Source organism: Frankia sp. Mgl5, from assembly GCF_023242985.1.
GTDB classification, from domain to species: Bacteria; Actinomycetota; Actinomycetes; order Frankiales; family Frankiaceae; genus Parafrankia; species Parafrankia soli.
In genome coordinates this window covers 48,780-60,976 of sequence record NZ_JALKFY010000678.1, presented here as the reverse complement: position 1 = coordinate 60,976, position 12,197 = coordinate 48,780, and the positions used below count along the sequence as shown (strand labels likewise).

The window sequence follows — 12,197 nt, the reverse complement described above, 5'->3', positions numbered from 1 at the left end:
GTGCTGGCCCTCGGCCGCGACCAGGCCCGCCTGGACGCCCTGGCCAAGGAGGCGGGCGCGGCCGACCCGACCGACGGCACGGCCTCCGGCGCCACCTCGGTGGCGCCCGGCGCCGGGACGCTCGTGCCGGTGCGCCTCGACCTGACCGACACCGCCGCGGTGGACCGGTTCGCCGCGGACACCGTCAGCCGATACGGCCGGGTGCACCTGCTCGTCCACAGCGCGGGGGGCTACCTCACCTCCCGGATCGAGGACGCCTCCGTCGACGACTTCGACACCCAGTACGCCGCGAACGTCCGCGGCCCGTTCGCCCTCACCCAGCGCCTGCTCCCCGCCCTGCGCGCGGCGGCGTCGGAAAGCGCGCCCGAGGCGTCGGGCACGGCGGAGGAGCCGGGCGCCGACGTGATCGTCATGAACTCGTCGCAGGGGGTCCGGGCGGGTGCCGGCACCAGTCAGTTCGCGGCCACCCAGCACGCGATGCGGGCGGTCGCGGACAGCCTGCGCCAGGAGGTCAACGCCGACGGCATCCGGGTGGTGTCCATCCACCTCGGCCGGACGGCGACGCCGCGCCAGGAGACCATCTTCCTGCGCGAGGGCCGGCCCTACCGGCCCGAGCTGCTGATCCAGGCCGAGGACGTGGCGGGCCTGGTCACCTACCTGACCCGTCTCCCCCGCACCGCCGAGATCACCGAACTACACCTGCGCCCCGCCAAGAAGAGCTACTAGCCCGATCCGCGGAGGCCGGACCGGGCTCCGCCCCGGCCGAGCCGCGGGGCGGAGCGGGTGGTCAGGAGGAGCCGGGGTCGCCGCCCAGCGGGGCGGCTCCGGCCGGGGTCGAGGTCCCGGCGCCGGCCTGGGCGGCGCTCACCCGTGGCCCGAACAGCTCGAGGTACCGCTTGGCGCTCTCCGGGTTCGCGGTCGGGTTGTGCAGCGACGAGCCGACGTTCTCGGTCTCGGCCGGTGAGGCGCTGTAGTAGCCCTCGTAGGCCAGGATGTCGCGGTTGGCGACGAACAGCTCGTACATCTTCTCCACGTAGAACGGGTTGTCGCCGCCGCCGCCGGTGGAGCGGACCAGGCCCCACTCGGGGACGGCGAACTGCTTGCCGCGCTCGCGTGCGGCCGCCGCCACCGAGCACGCGCCGGAGGCCCGGTTGCACTGGCTGTTGAAGATCTTCTGCGTGGGCGACGCCGGGTAGGAGTCGTAGGCGTCGATGCTGATGATGTCGACGACGTCGTCGCCGGGGTAGGCGTCCCAGACGTTGTCGCCGTTGGGCATGGTGTCCCGGTGCGCGGTCATGTTCCAGTCGATCTTGACCTGGGGGTCGGTGGACCGCATCGCGGCGACCGCCCGCCGGAAGCAGGTCTTCCAGGCCACGGTGTCGCGAGGATGCCACCAGAACCAGTCGCCGTTGAACTCCCAGCCGAGGCGGACGATCGCGTCCGGCCGCTCGTTGCGGATCATCGTGGTGCCGAAGTCGCGCCAGTGGCTGTCATAGTCCCCGCGGGCGCACGCCGCCTCACTGCCGCTCTGCGGGAACAGCGGCTGGGCGACGGAGAGCTTGCCCGGGTAGGTCTCGGGGCGGAAGTCGGACATCGGCCAGTCGGCCTGGGTGATGGTCTGCCAGTTCGTCCGGGCGGTGAAGACCATCGCGATGTCGGTGGGCCGGCCGATCCACTTCTCCCAGCCGGCGAGGTCGTTCGGCGGGTTGGCGTTGGCACCGGAGACCCAGCTCACGCCGCCGGTCGTCGGATGCGTGGTCGGGGGCTCGTCCTCCCCACCGGTCAGCACGACGATCCCGACCGCCAGCAGGACCACGGCCATCGCCGCGCCGATGCCCCCGAGCAGCAGGACGCGGCGCCGGCGCCCCGGCTGGCCGCCGGCGGGACCCGCCGCCCACTTGGAGCGAGGGCCGCGACGGCCGCCTGCCCGCGGCGACCCGGATGCCTGGACGTCGCCGGCGTACTGGGCGTTACCGGCGTAGTCGTCGGACGAGTCCCGCGGTGGTTCCTCGCCGGACGAAGAACCTGGGTCGCCGGCATCCCCACGGCGATGTTCCACGCCCCCACCTCCGTCGACGACGCGCCGCCCGCGCCCTGGTGACTGTCTGATGACGAAAGATCGACGGAGCACCGCAGACCGCGATCCCGGTTGTGCTCCGCCCCGGCCACGCCCGCGCCGACGTGGCCACACCGACCTGGCCGTCTCCGGCCCACTGCCGGACCACGCCCGCTACTGAACGAGGCCCGCGCCGGACCTGCTCGCTCGCCTCCCGACGAACGGGGCACCCGCGCCCCGAGGCCGATCAGCTCGGCCAGCGGGCCGGTCACGCCGCCGGAGACGTCCGTTTCCTGCCCCCTGACCGCCCAACGGGGTGCGAGCCCGACCGGTTCCCCGGCGAGGCGCGCAGCATGGTCAGTTCCTTGCGCCTCTTGCTACTCGCTCATTATTCACGGGACCGGTAGATCAATACGACATGCTCCCCCGCCGCCACCTGTCGTAACCATGACGCCACGTGAGGTTTACTAACGATACCCGGTCGCGTAAGGCCCGAGCGGGCCGCACGAGAGGGCAATCCGCCCACGGATACACTGTCGCCCCGAGCCGACGCCAGACCCTCGGGTGGGAGAACACCGCCGACCACTGACCCGCCGTCCGCACCCCCCGCATGACCCGGGTGGGACCAACCGGTGGTGCACCAACCAACGGGGTGGGGCCGACCGGCCCCCGAGGCGGCCCGGTAGTGCGAGAGCGACCGGCCGTACCCGGTGGGCGGTGGCGTTGAAGCGGTTGTCCCGGCCGGGGACGACGGCGCGGGCGAGACATCCGACGCAGCAGGAACGGGGGCGGGAACTGGTGGTCACCACCACCCTCACCACGAGGATTCCACGCTCGTGGGTGATCCCCACCTCGGAGGCCGCCGACCGGCGCCCGGAGAACGCGCGGATCCTCAACACCCTGACGGTCCTGCTGTTCTGCAACATCTTTCTGCAGAGGCTCGCCATCCCCGTGGCGGGCGCCCAGCTCCAGCTCATCCTGCCGATCACCATCGTCGGCGTGATCGTGATGATGAGCCGCGGCGACATCCAGGTGAACGTCGGCCGCCTGCGCGCCTACCTGCTCGCCATGACCGCCTGTTGCGCGGCCGGCCTGGTGTCCTTTCTACGCGAGCTCGACGACACGGCCCTCACCTCGCTCATCCTGCTTTTCGGCACCTACATCCCGCTGTGCTTCGGGCTCGCCCCCGCCGACTCGCGCGCGTTGTTCCCCAAGCTGCTCGACCGGTTCGTGAACCTCACGACGATCCTCGCCGGGATCGCGCTGTTCCAGTTCGCGATCCAGCTCGTGGGCTGGCAGTACACCGACGTCCTGAGCTTCATCCCGGCCGACTTCCGGATGCACGGGTTCAACACGAGCTACCCGGTCCAGTACGGATCGCACCTCTACAAGTCGAACGCCTTCATCTCCCTCGAGCCGTCCTTCTGCTCGCAGTTCCTCGGGTTCGGCATCGTCGTCTGTGTCCTGCGCGGCGGCAGCTGGTGGCGATACGTGATGTACGTGCTCGCCCTGCTCTCCACGGTCTCGGGTACCGGGGTCCTGCTGCTGGCCGCCGCCCTGGTACTGCTGTCGGTACACAAGGGCGCCCGGTTCGCCACGACGGCGCTGGTCGGCGTGAGCATCGTCGTCCTCATCCTGAGCTTCACCCCGGCGGCCGATATCTTCGCCCAACGGGCGACCGAGACATCGTCGAACAACTCCAGCGGAAGCCTGCGGTTCGTCCAGCCCTACACCCGCACCTGGGAGGCGCTGGACAAGGATCCGCTGACGGTCCTGTTCGGCTCCGGCCCCGGATTCGCCGACCGGGACGCCGCGGCCTTCTACCTGAAGACCAGCCTGCCGCTGAACTACGCTCTCCTCCCGAAACTGGTACTGGAGTACGGCGTGATCGGGACGGTGGCGTTCCTGGCGTTCGTCATGGCCATGTTCGTACGCGGTTCGCCGTCGTTCGTATTGTCCGGGTCGGTCATCGTCTTCTACAGCATTCTGTCCGGTGGTCTACTGAGCCCGGTGGTCACCGCGCTCGGCATGCTGCTGGTCTCGTGGTTCACCGCCACGCCGGAGGACGAACGCTGGAGCCGAAGCAGGGAAAGCCCCCCGGCCGATCCCGGCTCACCACCACCGCCCGGTCGCCTGACGCCGGCCCAGCGCTCCGTCTGAAGCCCTTCGAGGGCATCCCCTGGCACTGCGACAGCATCCGGGTGTGTCCTCGTCGTTGGCGGAGCGCCAAGTTCGGCTGCGGTTCGGGGTGGTCGCGGTCTGAGCGCGTTCCGGTTCCGCGGAACACCAGGATCGACCGCTGCTCGTGGCGGCCGCGCCATCGAGCCGGCGACGGGCGTAGGGGCGCTGGGGACCACGGAGAAGGCCGGAAGCGATAGATATTCACCCGTTTCCGCGCATGGCCCGCGCCCCAGCCCTGGGCCTACGCCGCCCGGCCCCCGCGCCCCGGCCCTGGCCCCGGGTCAGCGCCGCCCAGGCCCGGCCCGACCCGTGCCTGCGCCACCCCAGCCTGCCCCCGCCGGCCCGAGCACGATCGTTTCGGGCGTACGCATCTCCCAGCCCGGACCGGCGGGTTCCCAGGCACGGAAACAGCGAGGGGCGGGCCGGCCGGGACTCTGCCAAATCCCGGCCGGCCCGCCCCTCATTCGGTGCGGTCCAGCGTCCCCGCCACCCGTGGGTCCCGGGCTTGTGGGGGTGGTGCCTCTTACCGTGCCTGGCGGGGCCTGACCGCCACCCGTCCTTCGTACCTCGGGCGGCGGCTGCCTCTTGTGGTGTCTGTGTTGCCTGCTGCCGGTACTGCCTGACTCAGCGCTTCGCGGGGCGCGCGTAGCGGTCCGTCGCCTCGGTGTCGCGGGGGGCACGGCTGGCCGCCTCGCCGCCCACCGGGGAGGCCGAGGTGATCGACTCGACCGCGGCCTGCGAGGAGCCGCGCCCGCCGCCCGCGTTGCGGCGCACCGCGGTGCGGCCGTCGTGCACGACACCCACGACCCGCTCGGCCAGGGCCGGCCAGTCGCGCGGCACCTGCTCGAGCTCCTTGAGGTTGGTGTCGGGCGAGGTGATGACGACGACGGCGTCCGCCTGGATCGCCGAGGCGGCGGTCATCGGCAGGTCCGCGAGCGCGGCGGTGACGAGGATGACGAGGTCCACCACGGGCGCGCGGTCGGCCAGGATGGGCGCGAGGCCCCCCGGGCGGGCGGCCCGGGCCGGCGAGACCCGGTTGTAGAGGATGTGGCCGCGGCCCGTCCCCGAGGAGCGGGCCAGGCAGGTCGGCTCGTGCGCCCAGCGGGGCAGCTCGGCCGAGGTGGGCCGGGGCAGCCCCTCCAGCGACGCGCGGACCTCCGACTGCGCCGAGGTGTCGAGGATCAGCACCACGCCCTGGTCGTCCGACCAGGCGGCGGCGACGGCCGCGACCAGCTCGGAGCTGAGGTCCGTCCGGGACGCCGGGGTGAAGGCCACCACCTTGCTGGTGGGTGACATCACCGCCGACATGGCCGAGACCAGTGTCTCCGCCGCGTTCGCGCTCGTCCGGCTCGCCGGCAGGTCCGCGATGAGCGGCACGCCCATCAGGTCCGCCGAGTTGTGCGGGTCGAGGATGGTCGGGCGCCGCTGGTACATGATCCACAGCCCGGCCGCGGAGCCGAACAGGCCGAGCAGCGCCGCGACGAGGACGTTGCGGAACAGACTCGGCGCGACCTGCCCCTCCGACCGCGACGGTTCGGCGAGCCGGATCGTGGTGGGCGCCGCGGCGACGTTCACACCGGCCTCGGTGATCCGGGTGTTGAGCGCCTTCACCTCGTCCTGGAGCACGAGACGCTGGTTCGTCAGCCCGGGGTCCGACGCCCCGCCTTCCTGGGTCTGGGCCTGCTGGTCGAGGCCCTGGAGCTGGGTTGCCTTCTCGTTCCGGATCCTGGTGAGCGTGTCGACCAACGTCTCGTCACCGGCGCCGGACTTCCCGAGCTGGGAGGTGTAGGCGGCCGTCGCGGCGTTGACGAAGTCGATCGCGGCCTGCTCGCTGGTGCCGGTACCGGTGATCGTGAAGAAGTACCCCTCGTCCGACGGGGTCGTCGTCAGGCGGTCCGCGACGTCGGCTCGGGTGGTCTTCAGCTTGGCGGCGATCTCGTCCAGAGTCGCTGTCGAGGTCGCGAGCTGGGCCTGGGTCTGCACGAAGCGGCCCGCGTCGACCGAGTTCGCGCCAAGGGTCTGGTCCGAGGTGTCGAGGAAGATACGCGAGCTCGCCTGGAACGTCGCCGCCTGCTGCTTGGATATGATCATCGCCAGCGCGGACAGGATGACCACCGAGATGGCGATCACCATCCAGCGCGGCTTCAGGATGCGGATCAGCGACGGGGCTGATGGGGCCCGGCCGGACTCCGTGCCCTGCTGAGAGGAGCGGCTCACGCGGCGCCCGCCTCAGGGCAGGCGCGTGGCGAGGTGCCGGTCAGCCGCGCCTGGGCGGACGCTGACGCAAGCCCTTTGGGCGGCAGGTGAAGCGGAGTCAATTTGGGCCCCCCACAGGAGCGTCCGGCCCGGTCATCGGACCACGGCCAAGATCTGACGGAACCGATTTGTGAGCATAGCCGATAGCGCAAAGTAAGCGACTCGTAGCGTGAGCGCAGGCTAGCGGCCAGGGTTTCGCCCGCCGGCTCGCGGTCCGTCGGCACCGCCGCGCTGTTCCGGTTCGAGCAGGTCCAGCGGCTCAGGATCATCGCGGTCCCGCTCACCGGCCTGCGGCGACACCTCAACGGAGCTTCCGCGCGGGGGCGGGCCCTGCAGAACCGTGGTCCGCTCGACGTCCTCCTGCGCCGCCCCACCGGAGCCCGCGCCGCCAGCGCCCGCGCCGCCGCGCGCGGGGGTTCCGTGCGCCTCGCCGCCGTGTGCCGGCCTGGCATGTACCGCCTCGCCGCGGCTCGGACGACCGGATGGTGGTGATGGCGGCGCGAGCGCGGGCAGCCTCGACACCTGGGCCCGTTCCCGGCCGGGGCCCTCCCGTCCGGAGGGCTCGACGACCCGCACGTTCCCGGCCGGCAGGCCGGCCCGGTCGGACGTCCCGGTGTGATCGAACCTCTCGGCCCGGTCGGATGTCGCGATCTCCTCGAACGTCTCGGCCTGTTCGGGCGCCCCGGCCTGGACGGACATCTCGGCCGCGTCGCGGGCGTCCGGTCGTCCGTGTGCGTGTTCGCGGACGATCCGGCGCAGCAGGATCCACCAGACCGGGGCGATGCCCCAGAACACGAGGTTGTACCCGATGACCGCGCCCGTGGCGTCCGCGAGCAGCAGGCCGAGAATCGGGAAGGCGAAGAGCATCGGCGCCATGGACAGGTTGATCCGGAACGTGATCTTGGTTCGGCCGAGCGCGTACATGATGCAGGCCGGCCCGGTCGGCAGCGCCGTCCCCGCGTAGTGGAACGCGGAGTACACGAGGATGTGGTGCGCCCCGGGCCAGGTGGCGCCGAGCAGCGTCTTCCCGATGACCGGGAATGCGATGAACAGCAGGCTCCACAGGCCGCCGACGCCGACCACGATCACCGTGAGCAGCACCGCCGCGCGCTCGCGCGCCTGCACGGACATGTCGATGCGGCGGGAGAGCTCCGGCACCGCGAAGCTGACGATGCCCACGCCGATGACGGTGGTCGGGCCGAGCAGCGTCCGCACGCCGTTCAGCGCCCCGATCGTCTCCTTGGAGCTGAGCAGCCCGATCAGCAGCATCGACGCCTGCAGCGCGCCCTGGACGGTGACGAACTCGGCCGCGAGGTTGGCCGCGTTGGCCCGGTTCTCCCGGACCCAGGCCAGCGCCCGCGACGGCGCCGGCCACAGACCGGCCTGCGCGACCCCCAGCAGCGCCGCGACCAACGCGGAGATGCCCCAGGCGAGCAGCATCGGCGGCGACGCCGTCACGCCCCGCTCGATGAGCACCGTCAGCCCGACCACCTGCACCAGGGCCCAGGCGACATCGTTCAGGAACGCGCCGAGGGGTTTGCCCATCGCGAAGAACACGTAGCGCCAGGCGTCCTGGAGCAGCAGGCCGGGCAGGACGAAGCCCACCACGACGAGGGCGGAGCCGACCGACCCACCGGCGAGGGCCCCCACGCCGACGAGCACGATCCCCAGCAATCCACCGAAGACCAGGCACGCTCCGGTGGCGGACGCGGCCGCGTACCGGAACGCGGACACCGACTTGCCCGAGTACGAGATCCCCAGCGGCAGGCAGCCACCCGCCCGGGAGATCCCGATGATCACCGAGAAGATGATGTAGGCGATCGCGAACGAGCCGTACTCGGACGAGCTCACCTGCCGGGCGATCAGGAGCGAGACGGCGGCGTTGGTGGCGCTGGAGACGCCCTGGTCGGCGAGGGTCCAGATCGCCTTCGCCTTCGTCGACCCGCCGCCTACGACGGCCTCCTCGGCGGCGGCCGGCCCGGTGCCCGGACGCTGCTCGGCCACCTCCAGCGCCCCGGTGCCGGAACCTCCGCCGCGGGCGTGGCGCGCCCGGCCGGGCCGGACGGTTCCGCCCGCCGGGTCGCCCTCGTCCGCGGCCGCTCCGGCCGCGCTCCCGGAGCCGGCCGGGCCAGCCCACCGGCCGCCAGCCTGCCCCGGCCCCGTTCCGGGCCCCGGTCGCCGCATGACCTGCGTGCTCGCGGCGTCGGACTCCGGCCGGTTACGGCCGTAGAGACGCGGGATGTAGTCCGTCTGGTCGACGGCGGCGGCACCGTCCTCCATCTCCAGCCGGCGCCGCAGCGACGACAGGTCGATGGTGTCGGTGAACGCGTTGATGAAGTGGATGTCGGGGTTGCGGGCCGCGCCCTGCCGCCCGCGGCGCCCGCCGCGGCCCTGCCGGCCACGGCCGTCGCCGGCCCGGCTGGTCAGCGCGGTCTGGTCCGATCCGGCCGCGCCGCCGCCCCGGCTTGGTGGACGCGGCTCCCGGCGCCCCGTCGCCGACCATCCGCGCCCCGATCGCCGCGTGTCCCCCGCGCCGGCCGCACCAGCAGGGCGCTCCTCGGGGGGCACTCCCGCGGAACGCGGTGCGGCGGGCGGGGCCTGGCGCTGGTCCGCCGGCGACTGCCCGGCAGGCGGGTGGGCGGCCGGGGCCTGGGGGGCTGCGGGCGGTGTGGATGGGAGCTGGGTCGCCGGCGGGGGTGCGGCGGCACCCGGGCCGGCGACGTCGACCCGCATGAAGTCATCGCCCCGCCGAACCGCCGGCGGCAGGCCGGGCGACGGGACGGGTGGCGAGGTCCGCGGTGGTGACGTCTGCGGTGGTGACGTCCGCGGTGGTGGGGTCCGCGCCGGCCCGGCGCCGGGCGGCGGGGTGCCGGCCGGGCGCCCCGGCAGCGGCGTGCCCACCGTGAAGCCGCTCGGCGGAGCGGGCCTCGGCGTGGGCTGACTGGCCACGCCTCCCGGCGGAGGCGGCGCCTGCGGCCCGGTGGTACCCATGCGGACGGTGGTCTCGGGCGGAACCCATCCGCCGGACGGGGGCGCTCCGCCCGCCCGTTGCGCGGCGCCCCGCTCGCCCTGTCCCGGCTGGTCGTGCCGGGCAGCGGGGTCGGTCGGGGTGCCGCGGGGGGCGGGTGTGTTGCCGGCGGAGTGCCGGGGCATGGGGGTCCAGCCCGGCGGCGGCGTCAGCGCGCGCGCCGCGCCCTGGCTCGGCGGCGTCCCGTCCGGCGGCCGGACGCCCGGCAGGGGCGTACCGCCCGGACGGGGGGTGTAGCCGGGCGGCGGCGTGTGCCCGGACGGCGTGCGTCCGGGAGGCGCCTGCCCGGGAGACGTGTAGCCGGAAGGCACGTGCCCTGCCTGTGGGGTGTTCCCCGGGGCCGGAGCCCGCTCGAACGGCACGGCGCCGCCCGGCGGCGGAGTACGTCCCGGCGGCGGGGTGTGCGCGGGTGGCGCGGCATGGCCTGGCCACGGTGTCGCGCCAGAGGGTGGGTTGCGCCCGTACGGCTCGGGACGCCCCGGGGCTGGCGTGCGGCCCGGGGGCGGAGTGTGCCCTGGTGGCTGAGTCCGACCCGGAGGCTGAGTCCGACCCGGGGGCGGAGTGTGACCCGCCTCGGGCCGGTATCCCGGGAGCGGAGTGCGACCGGGGGGTGGGGTGCGCCCGTCCCGGTAGCTGGATCGGCTCTCCACCACGAACGACTCGGGAGCCGGCCGGTGCTGCTCCGGCCCCCCGCGCGGATCAGTTCCAGCCCGCCCGTCAGCACCACCCCACTGGTCACTGCCACCGCGGGGATCGGCGGCGCCCCGCGGATCGGGCGTGCCCGGCAGGACGATCCGCGGCAGCGGAGTGCCGACGTGGACCCCCTGCTGCCGGGGATCGGTCGCGCCAGGCCGGGGCTGGGGCTCGTCGTTCCGGCCGGTCGGCCCGGTGCGCGGCTGACGCGGGGCGCGCGGCACGTACTGCGTGGTGTCGGCGTCGCCGGCGGGCGGCTCGGGCGGGAGGTCCGCGTCGTCCGCGCCGGGCGCCCTCGGCTCCATACCGAGATCGGTCACGCCCGACACCCCGTCCCGCCCGGGACGTCGAGGACGTCCGGGCCGCGGGGTGCTGGGCGCAGCCGGGGGGCTGCCGACGCTGATGTCATCGCTTCGTTGGGTTGGGCTCTCCTAGAGCACGACCGGACGGGGCACGGGCACGACGAAGCGGCCACCCCGAGAGGCGTACTCCTCCTGCTGGGCCATGATCTCCTTCTTCACGTTCCACGCGAGCAGCAGCAGGTAGTCGGGCTGGCGCTCGAGCAGCACGGCCGGGTCGAGGATCGGGATCCGCGCGCCCGGGATGTACTTGCCCTGCTTGTGCACGTTCCGGTCGACGACGAAGTCGATCAGCGTGTGGTCGATGCCGGTCGAGTTCAGCAGGGTGGCGCCCTTGGCCGCCGCGCCGTAGGCCGCGATGGACTTCCCCTCGGCCTTCAGCGAGCGCAGCAGCTCGGTCAGCTCGCCCTGCAGCACGCGGACGTCGTCGCCGAAGCTGCCGTAGCGCTCGAACGTCCCGAGGCCGGCGGCGCGCTCCGCGTCCAGGACGGCCTTCACCGACCCGGTCGGCTCGGCGGCGCCCTGGTGCTGCATCCGCCAGCGCAGCGTCCCGCCGTGCAGGTCCGCGAACTCCTCGACGCCGACGAGCTGCAGGTCGTGGCGGCGCATGAGGGCGTCCACCGCGATCGTGGAGAAGTAGCAGAAGTGCTCGTGGTAGACGGTGTCGAACTCGTTGTGCGCCAGCAGCGCGCCGACCCCGGGGTTCTCGACGTCGACGATCCCGTCGTCGGCGAGCAGGATCGAGAAGCCCTCGACGAAGCTGTTGAGGTCGGGGACGTGCGCCATCACGTTGTTGGCGATGATGACGTCCGCCCGCAGGCCCTCGGCGACGAGCGTGCGGGCGAGGTCGGCCCCGAAGAACTCCTCGCGGGTGGGCACGCCCGCCTTGCGCGCGGCGGCGGCCGGGCCGGGGGTCGGCTCGATGCCCAGCACCGGTATGCCGCGCTCGACGAACGCCTTGAGCAGGTACCCGTCGTTGCTGGCGACCTCGACGACCAGGCTCTCCGGGCCGAGGTTGCGGCTCGCGATCAGGTCGATCACGTGCTTCTCGGAGTGCCGGACGAGCATGTCGGAGAACGACGAGAAGTACGGGTAGTCGGCGTCGAAGATCTCGTCGGCGGGGAGCACGTGGGTCAGCTGGACGAGCGCGCACTGCTCGCAGAAGCCGACCTCCAGCGGGAAGGCCGGGTCAACGGCGTCGAGGGCGTCCGCCTTCACGAGCCGGTTCGCGACAGGGGTGTCACCCAGCGAGAGGAAGACACGCGGGGCGGGCCCGTCACACGATCGGCAGGCGGTGACCGGGGCGGCGACGCCTCCCGCGGCCGGGCTTCCTTCTGCTGAGGTTCCGGATGACATGCGTTCCCCTGTTCGAGGTGACCGGCGCGCGGTGACCGGTGAGCGGCGGTTCGGCTGGCTGCACTTCAGCTGGCGGCACTTCAGCTGGCTGTACTTCGGCTGACAACAGTTCGGGCTGCGGCCGGATCGGATCTGATCTGGCCTCGGTCGAGATGATGACGATGTCGGCGTGACGGCCGTCAGCCGCCTCCGGCCGACCGGTCACGGACCACCGACCCACCGACGACCGCGTCCGACCAGATCACCATGACGGGCGTGCGAACAGATC

7 protein-coding genes are annotated in these 12,197 nt (G+C 73.1%); 3 read left to right on the top strand and 4 right to left on the bottom strand.

Features of this window, described 5'->3' with window-relative positions:
- Positions 1–726, top strand: a 726-nt coding sequence (locus MXD62_RS23770) for an SDR family oxidoreductase (protein ID WP_248831671.1), incomplete at its 5' end; no start/stop codon positions are given.
- A gap of 61 nt (positions 727–787) precedes the next feature.
- On the opposite strand, the gene MXD62_RS23765 is transcribed toward MXD62_RS23770, so the two are convergent.
- The gene (locus MXD62_RS23765; RefSeq protein WP_248831670.1) at positions 788–2,059 is read right to left on the bottom strand and encodes a glycosyl hydrolase; all 1,272 of its coding nucleotides are present in this window, start codon (positions 2,057–2,059) and stop codon (positions 788–790) included.
- 720 nt (positions 2,060–2,779) lie between these two features.
- On the opposite strand from MXD62_RS23765, the gene MXD62_RS23760 reads away from it, so the two are divergent.
- Positions 2,780–4,216, top strand: coding sequence for a hypothetical protein (locus tag MXD62_RS23760; protein ID WP_248831669.1), 1,437 nt, complete (start codon positions 2,780–2,782; stop codon positions 4,214–4,216).
- A 645-nt stretch (positions 4,217–4,861) separates the two neighbouring features.
- On the opposite strand, the gene MXD62_RS23755 is transcribed toward MXD62_RS23760, so the two are convergent.
- Together MXD62_RS23755 and MXD62_RS23750 are read right to left on the bottom strand one after the other, a co-directional pair.
- Entirely contained in the window at positions 4,862–6,454 is a 1,593-nt protein-coding gene (locus MXD62_RS23755; RefSeq protein ID WP_248831668.1) for a lipopolysaccharide biosynthesis protein, read from the bottom strand.
- A gap of 219 nt (positions 6,455–6,673) precedes the next feature.
- Positions 6,674–9,226, bottom strand: a complete 2,553-nt coding sequence (locus tag MXD62_RS23750; RefSeq protein ID WP_248831676.1) for a teichoic acid transporter — start codon at positions 9,224–9,226, stop codon at positions 6,674–6,676.
- On the opposite strand from MXD62_RS23750, the gene MXD62_RS23745 reads away from it, so the two are divergent.
- Entirely contained in the window at positions 9,225–9,434 is a 210-nt protein-coding gene (locus MXD62_RS23745; protein ID WP_248831677.1) for a hypothetical protein, read from the top strand. The two genes, MXD62_RS23750 and MXD62_RS23745, sit on opposite strands and share 2 nt — an antisense overlap.
- 1,211 nt (positions 9,435–10,645) lie before the next feature.
- Here the strand turns inward: MXD62_RS23745 and MXD62_RS23740 are convergent.
- Positions 10,646–11,929, bottom strand: a complete 1,284-nt coding sequence (locus MXD62_RS23740; protein WP_071059198.1) for a class I SAM-dependent methyltransferase — start codon at positions 11,927–11,929, stop codon at positions 10,646–10,648.
- Positions 11,930–12,197: the final 268 nt, after the last annotated feature.

Coding starts and splice junctions, on each gene's coding strand:
- MXD62_RS23745 (WP_248831677.1), top strand. CDS start 9,225: ATGAAGTCATCGCCCCGCCGAACCGCCGGCGGCAGGCCGGGCGACGGG.
- MXD62_RS23750 (WP_248831676.1), bottom strand. CDS start 9,226: ATGCGGGTCGACGTCGCCGGCCCGGGTGCCGCCGCACCCCCGCCGGCG.
- MXD62_RS23740 (WP_071059198.1), bottom strand. CDS start 11,929: ATGTCATCCGGAACCTCAGCAGAAGGAAGCCCGGCCGCGGGAGGCGTC.